17 protein-coding genes are annotated in these 15410 nt (G+C 61.6%); 7 read left to right on the forward strand and 10 right to left on the reverse strand.

The features are described 5' to 3' along the window. Positions 1-38: 38 nt before the first annotated feature. Positions 39-320: a GNAT family N-acetyltransferase gene (locus TK06_RS12450; protein WP_003199362.1), complete on the reverse strand. Its 282-nt coding sequence runs from the start codon at positions 318-320 to the stop codon at positions 39-41. Between the two features lie 635 nt (positions 321-955). Here TK06_RS12450 and oprI point away from each other — a divergent pair. Beyond that, a complete protein-coding gene (gene oprI / locus TK06_RS12455; RefSeq protein WP_003183784.1) occupies positions 956-1207 on the forward strand; it encodes an outer membrane lipoprotei OprI in 252 nt (83 codons plus the stop codon). Positions 1208-1347: 140 nt separating this feature from the next. On the opposite strand, the gene TK06_RS12460 is transcribed toward oprI, so the two are convergent. From TK06_RS12460 to TK06_RS12470, 3 genes are all read right to left on the reverse strand, one after another. Next, on the reverse strand, positions 1348-2319 hold the full coding sequence (locus TK06_RS12460; protein ID WP_063322321.1) for a L,D-transpeptidase family protein: 972 nt from the start codon (positions 2317-2319) through the stop codon (positions 1348-1350). A 166-nt stretch (positions 2320-2485) separates the two neighbouring features. Then, positions 2486-2779: a hypothetical protein gene (locus TK06_RS12465; protein WP_003199347.1), complete on the reverse strand. Its 294-nt coding sequence runs from the start codon at positions 2777-2779 to the stop codon at positions 2486-2488. Positions 2780-2835: 56 nt separating this feature from the next. Next, entirely contained in the window at positions 2836-3441 is a 606-nt protein-coding gene (locus TK06_RS12470) for an arylesterase (RefSeq protein WP_063322322.1), read from the reverse strand. Between the two features lie 10 nt (positions 3442-3451). Here TK06_RS12470 and TK06_RS12475 point away from each other — a divergent pair, with 10 nt between their 5' ends. Genes TK06_RS12475 through greB form a run of 3 tightly spaced genes read left to right on the forward strand, consistent with a single transcriptional unit; the run spans position 3452 to position 7171 of the window. Then, complete coding sequence (locus TK06_RS12475) at positions 3452-4135, forward strand: ABC transporter ATP-binding protein (RefSeq protein ID WP_063322323.1); 684 nt, start codon at positions 3452-3454, stop codon at positions 4133-4135. Then, positions 4135-6639: an ABC transporter permease gene (locus TK06_RS12480; protein ID WP_063322324.1), complete on the forward strand. Its 2505-nt coding sequence runs from the start codon at positions 4135-4137 to the stop codon at positions 6637-6639. Before TK06_RS12475 ends, TK06_RS12480 begins: the two co-directional genes overlap by 1 nt. Positions 6640-6673: 34 nt before the next feature. Beyond that, positions 6674-7171: a transcription elongation factor GreB gene (gene greB / locus TK06_RS12485; RefSeq protein ID WP_003183796.1), complete on the forward strand. Its 498-nt coding sequence runs from the start codon at positions 6674-6676 to the stop codon at positions 7169-7171. 8 nt (positions 7172-7179) lie between these two features. Here the strand turns inward: greB and TK06_RS12490 are convergent, their stop codons facing one another. From TK06_RS12490 to TK06_RS12500, 3 genes are all read right to left on the reverse strand, one after another. Then, positions 7180-7488: a hypothetical protein gene (locus TK06_RS12490; protein WP_063322325.1), complete on the reverse strand. Its 309-nt coding sequence runs from the start codon at positions 7486-7488 to the stop codon at positions 7180-7182. Between the two features lie 248 nt (positions 7489-7736). Further along, the gene (locus TK06_RS12495) at positions 7737-8171 is read right to left on the reverse strand and encodes a DoxX family protein (RefSeq protein ID WP_063322326.1); all 435 of its coding nucleotides are present in this window, start codon (positions 8169-8171) and stop codon (positions 7737-7739) included. 100 nt (positions 8172-8271) lie between these two features. Next, positions 8272-9693, reverse strand: a complete 1422-nt coding sequence (locus TK06_RS12500; RefSeq protein ID WP_063322327.1) for a transglycosylase SLT domain-containing protein — start codon at positions 9691-9693, stop codon at positions 8272-8274. Positions 9694-9929: 236 nt separating this feature from the next. Between TK06_RS12500 and TK06_RS12505 the strand changes: the two genes are divergently transcribed. The 3 genes from TK06_RS12505 (at position 9930) to TK06_RS12515 (ending at position 13007) form a co-directional block, all read left to right on the forward strand. Beyond that, positions 9930-10739 (forward strand): TatD family hydrolase, encoded by an 810-nt coding sequence (locus tag TK06_RS12505; RefSeq protein ID WP_063322328.1) that lies wholly within the window; start codon positions 9930-9932, stop codon positions 10737-10739. A 153-nt stretch (positions 10740-10892) separates the two neighbouring features. Further along, positions 10893-12374 (forward strand): methyl-accepting chemotaxis protein, encoded by a 1482-nt coding sequence (locus TK06_RS12510; protein ID WP_063322329.1) that lies wholly within the window; start codon positions 10893-10895, stop codon positions 12372-12374. A 258-nt stretch (positions 12375-12632) separates the two neighbouring features. Beyond that, positions 12633-13007 (forward strand): hypothetical protein, encoded by a 375-nt coding sequence (locus TK06_RS12515; protein WP_063322330.1) that lies wholly within the window; start codon positions 12633-12635, stop codon positions 13005-13007. A gap of 27 nt (positions 13008-13034) precedes the next feature. Here the strand turns inward: TK06_RS12515 and TK06_RS12520 are convergent, their stop codons facing one another. The 3 genes from TK06_RS12520 to TK06_RS12530 form a co-directional block, all read right to left on the reverse strand. Then, positions 13035-13832: an acyl-CoA thioesterase gene (locus TK06_RS12520; protein ID WP_063322331.1), complete on the reverse strand. Its 798-nt coding sequence runs from the start codon at positions 13830-13832 to the stop codon at positions 13035-13037. A 348-nt stretch (positions 13833-14180) separates the two neighbouring features. Beyond that, complete coding sequence (locus tag TK06_RS12525) at positions 14181-14942, reverse strand: CHAD domain-containing protein (RefSeq protein WP_063322332.1); 762 nt, start codon at positions 14940-14942, stop codon at positions 14181-14183. 105 nt (positions 14943-15047) lie between these two features. Further along, entirely contained in the window at positions 15048-15338 is a 291-nt protein-coding gene (locus TK06_RS12530; protein WP_057448452.1) for a hypothetical protein, read from the reverse strand. Positions 15339-15410: the final 72 nt, after the last annotated feature.

The following is a 15410-nucleotide window of genomic DNA, read 5'->3' on the forward strand; positions in this document are numbered from 1 at the left end:
CTCTTCAGCCCGGCGTTTTTTATTGGGAATCCTTTTTCTCAGAGTTTCGCCGCGTGCCGCTGGTGACGCTCCATGTAGCGCTCCACGTAGGAGCAAGATGGGATCACCGTGTAGCCCATTTCTTCGGCGTACTGCAGCGCACTTTCGGTCAACGCCGCCGCGATGCCCCGGCCGCGCAAGGCGTTGGGCACGAAGGTGCGATAGATATCCAGGGTCTGCTTGCCCAGGTCCATATAGGTCAGATAAGCACGATGACCGTCCACGTTGGTCTCGAACTGATGACCAGCCTGGTCATGGTGGATGGTAACCGCCTCGCTCATCACTACTCCTCGCGGGTCTGAATGCCGACCCCTACCTTACCGATGTTTTTCCGGCGAAGGAACATCTACGCCACCCCGTGCCGTCCTGGTCACCGAGCGCCAAAATCGATCCGCTCAAACCCGAGCACGTCGTGAATAGTAGGCACCAATGACGCAAATGCTCAAGGCACGCCTGTCATCGAAGGGGTAAACCTCGTCGGGTTTATCGATTGAGCGCCATCGTCGCGCTGTAGTCGGTCACGGTGCAATAGCTGAACATCGCCAGTTGTTGAGTCTTGAGACGAGCGCGCGTAGTTAAAGTCACCGCCAATACCAATAAAGATGCCTGGGGCATTGCACAAAAAATGTACAAAAGTGTAGGTGAATCAATAAACAACGACGTTAGCGAGGGCTGCTAGAGTTCTCCGCCGCCACGGAACTTTTTTTCGTCGACGTGCTCCAGCCAAGGGCTTTGGGCTGTATATTTTTTAAACACCCCTTAGAAAAGTTGCTCGAAAAAGAATCACCGCCTACAATTTTTTTGCTTCTTGCGCTACGTCAGTTTACTTACTACAAGTAATGGGTAGTATGTACGCCGGCTAACTCCTCAGTCTGGGGAGACAGTCACTAATAGAATGTCCTTGAAGGGGAACACGATGAACAACGTTCTGAAATTCTCTGCTCTGGCCCTGGCCGCAGTTCTGGCTACCGGTTGCAGCAGCGCATCGAAAGAAACCGAAGCACGTCTGACTGCTACCGAAGACGCAGCAGCTCGCTCCCAGGCTCGTGCAGACGAAGCTTACCGTAAAGCTGATGAAGCTCTGGCTGCTGCTCAAAAAGCACAACAGACTGCTGACGAAGCTAACGAGCGTGCTCTGCGCATGCTGGAAAAAGCTAGCCGCAAGTAATAGTCCCCCGGGATTGTTATCGAGCCGACCCATTTTTGGGTCGGCTTTTTTTTGGGTTCGAGAGCGGCTGCCCGGTGTTTTCCCAAGCAATAAAAAACCCGCCGACATCGCGAAACGTCGGCGGGTTGTTGTCGAGTCTTTTATTGCTGCAAGTCGATCGGCGCGCTCGTGACCATCGGTGCTGAGGTATTCGGAACAGCGATTTCCACCGGCATGCCATCTTCGGCCGCCACCACGTCCCGCACCACGTCCCAGTTCATGCGCAAGTTGCTGGTGATGTCTTCACGCTTGAGCATCGCGTTGATCACTGAGGTGTGCTTGTCCACCACCGACGGGTTGCCCTTGTCGTCCAGCGGTGTGTGAGCCTCCAAGTACACCTTGCCACCGCTCAACCCCAGCTTGTAGGGGTCGTTGATGATCCGCACCGATGTGCCCACCGGCACCATGCCGGCCATTTCCAGCACGTTATTGTTGAACATCCGGAAGCAGCCGTGGCTGGTGCGCATGCCGATGCCGAACTTCTTGTTCGAACCATGGATCAGGTAGCCCGGGGTGCCCAGGGTGAACTTGAAGGGCCCCAGCGGGTTATCAGGGCCGGCGGGCACGACGTTCGGCAGCGGGTCGCCGTCGGCGGCGTGTTCGGCCTTGATCGATGCCGGCGGGGTCCAGGTCGGGTTCGGCGTCTTGGCGATGATGCTGGTGTGGGCGATCGGCGATCCCCAGCCCTCACGCCCGATCCCCAGCGGGAAGGTGTAGACCACGTTCCGCCCCTTGGGGAAATAGTAGAGACGGTACTCGGCAAGGTTGATCACGATGCCTTCGCGCGGGCCCGGCGGCAGGATGAAACGAGTCGGCAGCACGATCTCGGTGCCTGCGCCCGGCAACCAGGGATCGACCCCCGGGTTGGCGGCGACCATCTCGCTGTAGCCCAGGTCATAGGTGGTGCCCAGGTCGGCGAAGGTGTCTTCGTATTTGGCCTTGATAACCTGCACCTGGCCAACGATGTCTTCACCCGGTGGTGGCAGAGGCAGCTCCAGGGCGGCAACGTGGCCCGCCATACACAGGGCGGCAAGAGACAGGCAGCGGGCGACGGCAGGCAAGCGCGGCAACATCCAGGAAATCCTTCGCAGATCGAACAAGGGGTGATGAAAACGGCGATTGTACACTGCCACCTGTTATTTCGGGGAGAGCGGCAATCAAGCGTCCGATGCACAGCATTTTGTTCGGCATTCACCCCGCGCCCTGTGGGAGCCGCGGGTCATGGCACGCGAGAAGGGATTACAACTCGAACCGCAGCTCCGGCCAGATCGGCGATGTGCCGCGCTTCTGGGACTCCAGGATCGCCCGGCACAACGAGCACAGGCGATGATCCTGGAAAATCTTGCGATCGACGCTCGACCAGCGCGGTTGGGCCGGCAGCAGGCTGCCGCAGAGAGTCCGATCGGCCGAGCCACCGAGTTCCAACTGCCGGGTCACCAGGTGCACCCGCACTTCCTGGCAGGCGAACAGATCCAGCTGCTCGTCAGGCTCGATCAGTTGGTAGGCAAACAGGGACCAGGCGGGACGCGGCATCGGGGGCTCCAAATCGGGGGCGCCACATTAGCCGAAAGCCCGCCGGTAGAAAAGCGTCAAAGCAGCGGTTTCAGTGTTGGCCATACATTTTCCAGCAACTTGCCCTGGGCCGCGACGGACGGGTGCAATCCGTCGCCTTGCATCATGGTCGGGATGCCACCGACGTCCTTGAGAAAAAACGGCACCAGGGGGACTTTTTTTTCCTCGGCCAGGGTGCTGTAGACCCGGGCAAAGGCTTCGGTGTAGCGCCGTCCGTAATTGGGTGGCAGTTGCATACCCAGCAAAAGCACCTGGGCACCGCTGGCGCGAGCGCTGTCGATCATCGCTGCAAGGTTTTGTTGCAATTGTGTTGGCGGTTGTCCGCGCAAGCCATCGTTGCCGCCCAGCTCCAGGATCACCAGGTCCGGCTTATGGGCTGCAAGCAGCGCCGGCAGCCGCGCCTGGCCTCCGGCGCTGGTGTCGCCACTGATGGAGGCATTGACCACTTTATCGTCAAAACCCTCGGCCTTGAGCCGTTGTTCGAGCAACGACACCCACCCTTGCCGGGTATCCAGGCCGAAAGCCGCGCTGATACTATCGCCAACGATCAGGACTGTACCCGCCGCTGCGTTCTGGGCCATGCACATCAAGGCCAGGCCGGCACTCAAAAACCACACACGCATCGGATTCTCCATGGGCTCAAGCATTCTCACCGCGACGGACCTTAGCAAAGTGGTCTCCAGCGCGGAAGGTGAACTGACCATCCTGCACGAACTCAGCCTGGAACTGAACAAAGGCGATAGCCTGGCCATCGTCGGCGCGTCCGGTTCCGGCAAATCCACCCTCCTGGGCCTGCTGGCCGGCCTCGACCTGCCCAGCAGCGGCGAGGTGACGCTCGCCGGCCGGGCCCTCAGTACTCTGGATGAAGACCAGCGTGCGCGGATCCGCGCCGAGCACGTCGGTTTCGTCTTCCAGTCGTTCCAGTTGCTCGACAGTCTCAATGCACTGGAAAACGTCATGCTGCCGCTGGAACTGGACGGGCGCAAGGATGCCCGCGAACGCGCCACGCAACTGTTGCAGCGCGTCGGCCTGGGCCAGCGCCTGACTCACTCGCCGCGCCAGCTCTCCGGCGGCGAACAGCAACGCGTGGCGATTGCCCGCGCCTTTGCCGCCGAACCCGACGTGCTGTTTGCCGACGAACCCACCGGCAACCTCGACAGCCACACCGGCGAGCGCATCAGCGACCTGCTGTTCGAATTGAACAAGGAACGCGGCACGACCCTGGTGCTGGTGACCCATGATGAACGCCTGGCCCATCGCTGCCGGCGCCTAATCCGACTTGAAGCCGGCGAGATGGTCGCCCCTCTGGAGCCTTGATGGCACGCTTGCCGCTGTTGCGCCTGTTCAGTCTCGCTGTCCGTCAATTGCTTCGCGATGCCCGCGCCGGTGAGTTGCGGGTGTTGTTCTTCGCCCTGCTGGTGGCGGTGGCGGCCAGTACCGCCATCGGTTACTTCGGTGCCCGCCTCAACGGCGCGATGATGATGCGCGCCACCGAATTCCTCGGTGCCGACCTGTTGCTCGAAGGCAGTTCCCCCGCCCGCCCGGAGCAGATCCGCAACGGCACCGACCTGGGGCTGGAACACGCCCGGGTCGTGGAGTTCTCCAGTGTCGTGGCCACCGACAATGGCATCCAGCTGTCCAGCGTCAAGGCGGCCGATGACCGCTACCCATTGCGCGGCGAACTGAAAAGCAGCCCCGCCCCGTTCGCGCCGGAAGAAACCGGCGGACGCCCGAACCCTGGCGAGGCCTGGGTCGAAGCACGGTTGCTGACGGCACTGGACCTGAAGATCGGCGACAGCATCGACGTTGGCAACCAAACCCTGCGGTTGGCCCGAGTGCTGACCTATGAACCGGATCGCGCCGGCAATTTCTACAGCCTCACCCCGCGAGTGCTGATCAACCTCAAGGACCTGGAGGCCACCGGCGTGGTCCAGCCGGGCAGCCGTGTCAGCTATCGCGACCTGTGGCGCGGCCCGGCATCGGCGCTGCAAACCTACCGCGACCTGGTCAAGCCTGGCCTTGAAGCCAACCAGCGCCTGCAGGATGCCCGCGACGGAAACCGGCAGATCGGTGGTGCCCTGGGCAAGGCCGAGCGCTACCTGAACATGGCCAGCCTGGTGGCCGTGTTGCTGTCCGGAGTCGCCGTCGCGCTTTCGGCCAACCGCTTTGCCACCCGACGTTTCGATGCCAGTGCGCTGCTGCGTTGCCTGGGCCTGTCACGCCGGGAAACCATGGTGCTGTTCAGCCTGCAATTGACGGTGCTGGGCCTGCTCGCCAGTATCAGTGGCGCCCTGCTCGGCTGGATCGCCCAACTGGGCCTGTTCGCCCTGCTGCACGACCTGCTGCCCACCACCGTTCCGCCGGGTGGCCTGCTGCCAGCAGTCGCCGGGATCGGCACCGGGCTGGTGGCCCTGGCGGGGTTCGCCCTGCCGCCATTGGCTGCACTGGGCCGGGTACCACCGTTGCGGGTGCTGCGCCGGGATATGCTGCCGATCCCCTCCAGCTCCTGGGTGATCTACGGTGCCGCGCTGGGCGCCCTGGGCCTGATCATGTGGCGCCTGAGCCTGGACCTGGTCCTGACCTTCGCACTGCTGGGCGGTGGCGTCGTTGCCGCCCTGGTGCTCGGCGGCTTGTTGTTGCTGCTGCTCCAGAGCCTGCGTCGCCTGCTGGCCCGCGCCGCCCTGCCCTGGCGGCTGGGCCTCGGCCAATTGCTGCGCCATCCCTTGGCCGCCGCCGGTCAGGCCTTGGCGTTCGGCCTGATCCTGTTGTCCATGGCGTTGATCGCGTTGTTGCGCGGTGAATTGCTGGACACCTGGCAAAACCAGTTGCCGAAAAACGCGCCGAACTATTTCGCCCTGAATATCCTGCCCAACGACAAACAGGCCTTCACCGACAAACTGCTGGAATTGTCCGCACAATCTGCCCCGCTCTACCCCGTGGTCCCCGGTCGCCTCATCAGCATCAATGGCGAGCCGGCCACGGAGTTCGTCACCAAGGACTCGGCGGGTGACCGGGCGCTGCAACGTGACCTGAGCCTGACCTGGGCTGCCGACCTGCCGGCGGGCAACGTTGTCACCGCAGGGACCTGGTGGCCGCAGCAGCCACCGGACGATATCCCGGGGGTTTCGGTGGAAGGCAAAGTGGCCGAGAACCTCAAGATCAAGCTGGGCGACCGCCTGGTATTCAGCGTGGGCGGCGTCAATCGTGAAGCGAAGGTCACCAGCCTGAGAGAGATCAACTGGGACAATTTCCAACCCAACTTCTTCATGATCTTCCAGCCCGGCACATTGAAGGATCTGCCAGCGACTTATCTCACCAGTTTCTACCTGGCGTCGGGCCACGACCAACAGATCGTCGACCTGTCCCGGGCCTTTCCGGCGGTGACGATCCTGCAAGTCGAGGCCCTGCTCGAGCAACTGCGCAGCATCCTGGCCCAGGTGACCCTGGCGGTGGAGTATGTGTTGCTGTTTGTGCTGGCAGCGGGGATGGCGGTGCTGTTTTCCGGCCTGCAGGCGACCCTCGACGAGCGCATACGCCAAGGCGCGCTATTGCGCGCACTGGGCGCCGAACGGCCCCTGCTGGTCAAGGCCCGGCGCATCGAGTTCGGCCTGCTGGGCGCCGTCAGTGGCCTGCTCGCGGCCCTGGGTTCGGAACTGGTGAGCCTGGTGCTTTACCGGTACGCCTTCGACCTGCCCTGGCATCCGCATCCTTGGCTGTTGGCATTGCCGCTGCTGGGGGCCTTGTTGATCGGCGCGGCCGGTGTGTTCGGCACCCGTCGAGCGCTCAATGCCAGCCCGCTGACAGTATTGCGCGAGGGTTGATAGACTCCCGGTTTCGCTATTACAAGAAGTTGCCATGAGCCGTTATCGCCCACCCCGCACTGCCGGCACCGCGCTGATCACCCCCGAGGGTGAAGCGCGGATGCGCGCTGAGTTCCATGAGCTGTGGCATGTGCGTCGTCCACAGGTGACCCAGGCGGTCAGCGAGGCGGCGGCCCAGGGTGATCGTTCGGAAAACGCCGAATACACCTACGGCAAAAAAATGCTACGGGAAATCGACAGTCGCGTGCGCTTCCTCACCAAGCGCCTTGAAGCGCTCAAAGTGGTCAGTGAAAAACCCAGCGATCCGAACAAGGTGTATTTCGGCGCCTGGGTGACGGTCGAAGATGAGGACGGCAAGGAATCACGCTATCGCATCGTCGGCCCGGACGAGCTGGACCTGAAACAGAACCTGATCAGTATCGACTCACCGTTGGCACGGGCCCTGATCGGCAAGGCCCTGGATGCCGAGGTCAGCGTCCAGACGCCTACCGGCGAAAAACGGGTCTACATCGTGGACATCACGTATCCGTAATCCTCGCCTCAGCGACGCGTGATCAATCCCTGCCGGGCGACACGGGTCAACTGCCGGATCATTTGAGGAGCGTCCGCCGCACTGGGGGACTGGATGACGGCCAGGTCGAAACTGTCATTGGCGAACCGCGCCAGTGACTCGCCGTCTTCGACAAACTGGATCAGGAAAGCTGCGGGCCCATGGTTACGACGCGGCCAGCCGTCGAGATAGCGCAAGAGCGTTGGCTGGTGAGTGCCGCCCAGGAGAATTTTCGGGTTGCGTTGCACAAGGTTCGCCGTGATCGGCGCAAGACGTACTAGGGGGCTGGGTGCGTTCATCGTGTCGTGTCTCTGCCTCAAAAGTCTGCATGGCAGGTGAGAGGCAACACCGAACCAGCGCTTTAGCGGTATTTCGAAGCCTTGTCTTCGGCTTCTATCGGCGACTGGATTAAGTCACCTGGCGCCCCGCAAGTAGCTGTTTAAATCGGCGCATGAGCGGCATCCTAGAGAAGCTGACCGGCCAGTGTCAAGAATCACTTCCCATGAAAAGGCCCGTACAAGACGGGCCTCGAATTCAAATCGTGCAATCAACCCGCGATGGCGCGATCGACCGATAGCTTGCCCGCACCTTCGATCAGCACGGCAATACTGCCCGCCAGCAACGCCAAGGCAAACTCATAACCGTTGTTGGCCATGAACAAGCCGTTACCGATGTGCACGGCGAAAATCGCCACCAGCGACAGGAAGGCCAGGCCCAGTGCAGCAGGACGCGCCAGCAGGCCGATGATCAGCGCCAGCCCGGCGAAAAACTCGGTACCGCCCGCCAGTGTCGCCATCACGTAGCCCGGGGTCAGGCCGATGCTTTCCATCCACTGCGCCGTGCCTGCCAGGCCGTAGCCACCGAACAGGCCGAAGAGTTTCTGCGAGCCGTGGGCAGCGAATATCACACCAACGGCGATGCGCAGGACAGTCAGGCCGTAGCCAGCGCGGGTAAACAAGACTTTATTGATCAACGAGCTCATGCGGGTTCATCCCTAGGTGTGTGGTTGTTGGTCGCCATATTAATCAAAAAAACTTGTACAAAAAGCGCAAAAAATGCGAGATACGAATCGAATTTATCGATTATTTCCGCTGGGCGACCTTTTGATCTCCAGGTTCCAGCGACTCTCGTTCACGATCAAACGCCAAGTAGTACTTATTGACACTATTAACGTAGCTGACGGCGCCCATTCCCACCTGCTCCATGGCAATGCGTTCGACCTGGAAAAACCACTGATTGGGGTTCAGCCCACGCCGTCGGGCCTCGGCTCGCATACCTTGGACGCGCTCGGGGCCCATGTTGTAAGCGGCCAGGACGAAGGCCATGCGCTCGCGCTCGTTGAGCTTGGGGCTGGCAAAGAACTTGCGGCGGATGAGGGCCAGGTACTTGGCGCCAGCCTGCACATTGGCGTCCAGGTTCTGGATGTTATCGACTCCGACCCGCTGAGCCGCCGATGGGGTGATCTGCATCAGGCCGGTGGGGCCTGTGCCGCTGCGGGCGTTAGGTTGCAGGGCTGATTCCTTGAAGGCCAGGGCCGCCAGGTTGAGCCAGTCCATGCCTTGGGCATCGGCATGTTTTTGCAGCACCGGGCGCAGTTTTTCCAGACGCTGGCGATCAGCCCGGGCCAGCGGATAGTGGACTTGGTACAAACGCCGGTAGATGCGCAGGAATGCCGCGTCTTCGTTGGCGGGCACCTTATAGGTCGCCAGGAAGCGGTCGATGCTCGCCCGCAGCATGGCGGCGTCACGGCGAACGAACCAATACTCGTCACTCGGCTCGCCGATCAGCACCTGCCGGTCGAAGCGCAACTTGGGCAGGATCTTGCTCCAGCGCTCGGCGATGGGCTGCTCGACGATGGTCAAATGGAAAATCCCACCCTGGACCATTTCCAGGACATCCTCTACAGCCAAGGTGGGATCGACCCATTCGACCTTCACCGGCGGCAGTTTGAGCAGCGCCAGTTTCTGGTTGATCTGGCTCACCGAGTCTCCCGCAGCGCTGCCGTTGGGCAGGGCCAGGGTCTTGCCGGAAAGTTGCTCCACACGGGTGTAGCGCTTCTCGCCCTTGATACCCACCAGCAGCAACGGCACGTCGGTACGAATCGGATCGCTGGCGCTGACCGCATGGCCGGCCTGCAGTTCGAGCAACTCACCCGGTGCTACCAGATCGCCCTCCCCGCGCTGTAAAGCGCCGAGCAGTTGGTCCTTGGCCATGGGGATGATCTTGAGGGTGATTTCCTGGCCATCCCGGGCGTGGCCGTTGAGGTATTGCTCGAAGGCTCGCAACCGATGGTATTCGACGCCAATGGGTTGGCCCTGGACTTCACCGGAGCTGTTGCGGCTCTGGTTGACCAAAACCTTCAACACACGGCTGCTGCGGATTTGCGCCAGGTCGCGCACCGTGCCCGGCGCCACCGCCTGCACCGGCCCGGGCAGCCGCGCCTCGGCCGGCATTGGCAACAACAGCGAACAACACAACAGTAGCAATACCTGGGGACGTGTCATCCACTCTCCGGAAGGAATACTGCGGACCGCCTCCCTTGAAAAACGAGGCTGAGTCGACAGAAACAGAGCGCCTGGGGCGCTGAAAAAGTGCGGAAGACTGGCACAGTGATGGCTTTTATACCAACCCGATGTGTCTCGCGGCCTTAACAGACAGCCTCAACTCGTTGTAGTTCTTGGCTTTTCTTATAAATCTACAGCTCTGATATGCTTTCCAGCCTTTGGGCCGAGGTAGCACCATGCAACTCATCGATATCGGCGTCAACCTGACCAACCCCAGTTTCGCCGACAAACATCAGGCGGTGCTCGAGCGCGCCTATGAATCCGGGGTCTGCCAACTGGTCTTGACCGGCACCAGTATCGAGGGCAGCGAACAGGCTCTGGAGCTGTGCCAACGCCTCGACGAAACGGGCGAGCGGCTGTTTTCCACCGCCGGCATTCACCCCCACAGCGCCAGCGACTGGACCGCCGACAGCGCCCGGCACCTCAAGGATTTGCTGATGCACAGCCGCATGCGCGCGGTGGGCGAATGCGGGCTGGATTTCAACCGAGACTTCTCCCCCCGACCACAACAGGAAAAGGTCCTGGAAGAACACCTCGCCTTGGCGGTCCAATTGCAATTGCCGGTGTTCCTGCATGAACGCGATGCCGATCAACGCTTGCTGGACATCCTCCGGGATTTTCGCGATCAGTTGCCGGCAGCCGTGGTGCATTGCTTTACCGGTGAAAAGAAGGCGTTGTTCAGCTATCTCGACCTGGACCTGCACATCGGCATCACTGGCTGGATCTGTGACGAACGCCGGGGCACGCACCTGCACCCGTTGGTGCGCGAAATTCCCCGCGGTCGACTGATGCTCGAAAGCGACGCGCCGTACCTGCTGCCCCGCACACTGCGGCCCAAACCCAAGAATGGCCGCAACGAACCGGCCTACCTGACGGAGGTTCTGCGCGAAGTAGCCTTGCACCGGGGCGAAACCCAGGAAGACCTGGCAGCCCACAGCACCGCCTGCGCCCGGGCGTTCTTTGGGTTGCCGGCCATCTCCGAATAACACACATCCCCTGTGGGATCTGGTTACTATTGGCCCACATCAAAACCCAGGGACTTCGTTGCCTGTTGACCCACATCAAAATCCCGGCACCTGAGTAGCGGCAGAATAATGGCACCTTGCCAATGCTGTTTCCGCTATCAGAGAAGACCTTCCATGGGTGCCTGGCTTAGCAATATCTCGCTGAAATACAAATTCTGGGCGGTCAATGCGGTCGCCTTTGTCACCACCTTGCTGCTGGTGCTCTACGCGGTGCACCTCGAACAGCAGGCGCGTAACCACGCGGCCCAGGCGAACGCCCAGGCCCAGGCACACCTGCTTGATGCCTGGCCTGCCGGAACGCCCTTGCCCAAGGTCGACTATCTCCTGGCATTCCCGCGCGACCAGGTTCCCGTTCTCAACGAACAACCGTTGCCTTCGCTGGCCCAGGCCAACGGCTGGGTCGAACTCGATACCGGGCTGCTGTTTGGCGACAACCCGCTGCTGGGCGCCCAAGTGATCCATCGAGGTGAAAGCCAACGACTCGCCGTGTTGGCCCAAGGTGTGAGCCTGAGCCAAGTGTTCGGTGAACGCTTCAGCCAATACGCCGCGGCCGTGTTCGTGTTGATGCTGGCGATGCTGGGCGCCTCGCAGCTGTTGATCCGCTTTTTACTCAGCCAGCTCAACACACTTAAAGACGTGATGCTGCACGTGGAAAAAACCGGCGACCTGTCCGCCCGCGTGCCCCTGGCCTGCGAGGACGAAGTGGGCCAGATGGCGGCGGCGTTCAACGCCATGCAGGCCGGTTATCAACGGGTGGTCGACACCGTTGCCAGCACCGCCCGGCAGTTGGACAGTGGTGCCGCGCGCCTGGCGTCGAGCATGAACGATGTTCGCCACGGCATGCTCGGCCAGCAAAGCGAAACCGATCAGGCAGCCACGGCGATCAACGAAATGTCCGCCACGGTTTATCACATCGCCCAGCATGCCGGCGCCACCCGCGATCTGTCGAAAACCGCCGACACCCTGGCCGGCAACGGTCACGACGTGGTCGCCCGGGTGCAACAGTCGATCACCGGGCTGTCTTCGGGTGTGCAGCAGACCGCCGAAATGATCCAGCGCCTGGCCGAAGACAGCCAGAAAATCAATGGCGTGGTCAGTGTGATCCACAGCATCGCCGAACAAACCAATCTGCTGGCCCTGAACGCGGCCATCGAAGCGGCGCGGGCCGGAGAAATGGGCCGAGGCTTTGCCGTGGTGGCCGACGAGGTGCGCAACTTGGCCAAGCGCGTACAGACCTCCACGGATGAAATCACCACCATGGTTTCGGCCCTGCAGGCCGGGACCCGAGACGCGGTGGACTTCATGCAGGAGAGCTCGCTCAAGGCCGACGATTGCGTGCAACAGGCCCGCGAGGCCGGCGATGCGTTGGCACAGATCACCGCTGCGGTGGCGCAAATGCGCGAGAGCAACACCCAGATCGCTGTCGCGGCCGAACAGCAAAGCCATGTCGCCGAGGAAATGAACCGGGCGGTGGTGAGTATTCGCGACGTGACCGAGAACACCGTGCGCCAAACCGTCGACTCAGCCACCACCAGCCATGAACTGGCGACGTTGGCGGGCGAGTTGAGCAAGGCGATCGGGCAGCTCAAACTGTAGAACGCCGGCTTGCCCGACTCCCTTGTGGTGAAGGGATTCCCTCTGAGGGAGCAAGGCTTGCCCGCGATGGGTGCGATGCGGTCCTTGGTGAACCGAGGCGCCTGCATCGCGGGCAAGCCTTGCTCCCACAAATAAGCCCCCTCGCCACAACAGCAAAACTGTATGGCCACCTATCGCCTCGATAGCCAACCGCCATTCGCCGCCCCGGTCGCACGGACCTATCCTTGGGTTATTCGGTTTCGTTCAAGGAATAGCATCATGGGCAAACGTCACCCCAATCTTCCGACCTGGCAATGGCGCGCCTACCCAGACAATCATCGCCACCCCACCAACCTGGTGTTGCACCTGATTGCCGTGCCGCTGTTCATCATCGCTTTTCTGCTGATTGTGTCGGGGGTGTTCAGCTTGAGCCTGGGCGATGTCGCCATCGGCATCATCGGTCTGCTCGCGGCACTCGGCTTGCAACGTCACGGACACAGCCTGGAGACCCAGGCCTCCGAGCCGTTCAGCGATCGCAAGGATGCCGTGTCACGCCTGCTGGTGGAACAGTTCCTGACTTTTCCGCGGTTCTTTCTCAGCGGTGGCTGGTGGCGCGCCTGGCGGGAGCGCCACCGTCACAACCGCAAGCCTTGACCGAAGCAAGTCTTGATCGGAGCAGCCTTAGCCAAAGATCGTGACCGTCTGCCGGCTCAGGGCGATCAAGCGGCCATCGGCGCTCCAGAACTTCGCGGCGACATGGCCGTAACCGTCCTGGGCATGCTCGATCTCGGCCAGGTACTTGCACCAGTCCAATGTCGTGAGCTCCAGCAGCGGCTGGACGAACTCGATGGTCCACGTGAGCGTGCTGCCCGGGGCCATTTGCGAAAGGTGCGGCAACAAGGCTGGCGGCCAGGCATCCACCAAGGCCAGGATATGGCTTTCGTTCAGCGGCTCCTCCTGCACATCACCGCGCAAGCGCACCCAGCCGCCCATGCTCCGGGACTTGTTGCCGCTGAATGGCAAGCCGCCAACGCTCCAGCGCATCGCCAGGTGACGCATGAATTCCGGCGTAGCGCCTTTGACATAAGGCAGTTCCTGGCATTGCTCCACACTTTTGAATTCTGGCGCGGGATCGGCCTGCACCGCCACCACGGATGAGCGCGATGCGCCGAAACTGCCTTGCACCACGGTCACTACCTGACCGTTCTGCACCGCGCGCGCCAGCACCTGGCTCACAGCCTTGCCTTCACGCAATACGTCGACTTCGAAACTGACAGGCACATCGGGTTCGACCGGGCCGACAAAGGTGATCGCCAGCGAGCGCACCGGGCGATCCGCCGGCACTTGGGCACGCATCGCCTCATATTGCAGCGCCGCCACCAACCCGCCAAAACTGGCCCGCCCCTGGCCCCATTCAGGCGCGATGCTCACCGCACCTGGCTGCCGGCGCACGGCATCGATCAAATCGGAAAAGCGCATGACGACCTCGAAAACAGGGAAAAGGATGAAGGGATCTTAACCAGCCCGGGCTGGCGGCACAGGGCTCATTCCGGCCAAAGAGACTGACAGAAAAGCCGAGGATCTTGAATTTCCCCTGTGGGAGCGTAGTACTGTTCACTTAAGGCCATCGACAAACCCGTGGCAAGGGAGCTTGCTCCCGCTGGGCTGCGAAGCGGCCCCTGAATCTGCCAAATGCGCAGCATCAGACACACCGCACCCGCCGGTTTACGACTGCTTCGCAGCCGAGCGGGAGCAAGCTCCCTCGCCACAGGTCCATCATTTTCTTAAGTGAACAGCATGACCGCTGGGAGCGGGGATGTGCTGGGTTCAGGATTTTTCGAAGCAACTGGCAATCAGCTTGTCGAGCACCTTGTCGGACTTGGCCTCGGCCTTTTCCATGGTGGCGTGCCAGGTTGGAACACAAGCGTGCAGATCGGTTTCTTCCTTGGCCCTGGCCAGCCACTGCCAGCAGTCGTGCCAGTCGCCCAGTGCGGCCTGGGCGGATTTGAGCCGGGGCAGGGCCGCTTCGGGCAATCGGTCGAGTTCAGGGTAGGCTTCGATGGCGTAGCGCACGCGCTTGATCAGCAGGCGCAATCGATGGCGGTCATGGGCCGGATCGCGCAGGGCTTCGCCGAGTTTCTTCCACTGTTTTTCCAAGCGCTTTTCGATGCGTTTGCGCAAACCCTTCAGCAACCCCTCGCGCTGGGAGGCACGAATGAAGCGCGGGAAGGCATCGAGGATCATCAGCAACTGCGCCAGTTCAACACTCGCGGCCACGGCGGGGTAAGCCTCGGCCATTTGCACCTGGCGTCGCCGCGCCGCCTCGGCCTGGCCATGCTGCTCCAGGTAGGCGGCCAACACTTCCCGGTCGCGCAATGGCGTGGTCAGGCTGCCGACCGCCGAAGCAGCCGTTTCCAGCTGTTCGACGCCGGGCAAACCACGCAATGGACGAAGCAGGCTGCGCAAACGGCGTACCGTGGTCCGCAAGTCATGCAGCGCTTCGCTGTCGGTATGGGCATTCAAGCGGGCCTGACAGGCCAACAGGCGGACTTCCAGGCCCAGTATCCGGGCCACCAGCCGATCGATCATGGGGCGTACTCCGTACGCAGCTCCAAGCGTCGAGCTGCAAGCTTCAAGAGAGGAGCGGTGTGCGCCCTTCACTTGTAGCTTGCAGCTCATGGCTTGTCGCTGCCGTTATCGTCCTGCGCGGGACTCACGAATGTAGAAACGCGCCTTCTCGGCTTTCTTGGCGCAGCCTTCGAACGCTTCGAATTGCTGCTGGGTCTTGGCGCCCGTCAGCAGGGACAGGGCCTTGGAGTAGCTGACGGTGCCGGCAAAACCTTCGGCCTTGGCCAGGTCCAGTTCACGCCAGGCGCTGTCGAGTTGGCTGCCACAACTGTCGCGGTAAGCGGTTTTACCTGCGCAACCGGCCAGGGCCAAAACCATCAAAGAAGCCACCAAGGGCAGGCGGATCCGAGCTTTCATCAATAACACCTCAAGTCAGGTCAACAGTCGTGCTATTAAGACGGTGGCAACGGCGAAAAGTGCCTTGCTTGA

It is taken from the genome of Pseudomonas fluorescens (genome assembly GCF_001623525.1).
Lineage (GTDB): Bacteria > Pseudomonadota > Gammaproteobacteria > Pseudomonadales > Pseudomonadaceae > Aquipseudomonas > Aquipseudomonas fluorescens_Q.

Bases quoted from the DNA above. Each gene is read 5' to 3' on its own strand.
- TK06_RS12530 (WP_057448452.1), bottom strand. From the start codon at position 15,338: ATGAAAGCTCGGATCCGCCTGCCCTTGGTGGCTTCTTTGATGGTTTTG.
- TK06_RS12495 (WP_063322326.1), bottom strand. From the start codon at position 8,171: ATGAGCTCGTTGATCAATAAAGTCTTGTTTACCCGCGCTGGCTACGGC.
- TK06_RS12480 (WP_063322324.1), top strand. From the start codon at position 4,135: ATGGCACGCTTGCCGCTGTTGCGCCTGTTCAGTCTCGCTGTCCGTCAA.
- TK06_RS12460 (WP_063322321.1), bottom strand. From the start codon at position 2,319: ATGTTGCCGCGCTTGCCTGCCGTCGCCCGCTGCCTGTCTCTTGCCGCC.
- TK06_RS12450 (WP_003199362.1), bottom strand. From the start codon at position 320: ATGAGCGAGGCGGTTACCATCCACCATGACCAGGCTGGTCATCAGTTC.
- TK06_RS12505 (WP_063322328.1), top strand. From the start codon at position 9,930: ATGCAACTCATCGATATCGGCGTCAACCTGACCAACCCCAGTTTCGCC.
- TK06_RS12520 (WP_063322331.1), bottom strand. From the start codon at position 13,832: ATGCGCTTTTCCGATTTGATCGATGCCGTGCGCCGGCAGCCAGGTGCG.
- TK06_RS12470 (WP_063322322.1), bottom strand. From the start codon at position 3,441: ATGCGTGTGTGGTTTTTGAGTGCCGGCCTGGCCTTGATGTGCATGGCC.
- TK06_RS12475 (WP_063322323.1), top strand. From the start codon at position 3,452: ATGGGCTCAAGCATTCTCACCGCGACGGACCTTAGCAAAGTGGTCTCC.
- TK06_RS12465 (WP_003199347.1), bottom strand. From the start codon at position 2,779: ATGCCGCGTCCCGCCTGGTCCCTGTTTGCCTACCAACTGATCGAGCCT.
- oprI (WP_003183784.1), top strand. From the start codon at position 956: ATGAACAACGTTCTGAAATTCTCTGCTCTGGCCCTGGCCGCAGTTCTG.
- TK06_RS12500 (WP_063322327.1), bottom strand. From the start codon at position 9,693: ATGACACGTCCCCAGGTATTGCTACTGTTGTGTTGTTCGCTGTTGTTG.
- TK06_RS12525 (WP_063322332.1), bottom strand. From the start codon at position 14,942: ATGATCGATCGGCTGGTGGCCCGGATACTGGGCCTGGAAGTCCGCCTG.
- TK06_RS12490 (WP_063322325.1), bottom strand. From the start codon at position 7,488: ATGAACGCACCCAGCCCCCTAGTACGTCTTGCGCCGATCACGGCGAAC.
- TK06_RS12515 (WP_063322330.1), top strand. From the start codon at position 12,633: ATGGGCAAACGTCACCCCAATCTTCCGACCTGGCAATGGCGCGCCTAC.
- TK06_RS12510 (WP_063322329.1), top strand. From the start codon at position 10,893: ATGGGTGCCTGGCTTAGCAATATCTCGCTGAAATACAAATTCTGGGCG.
- greB (WP_003183796.1), top strand. From the start codon at position 6,674: ATGAGCCGTTATCGCCCACCCCGCACTGCCGGCACCGCGCTGATCACC.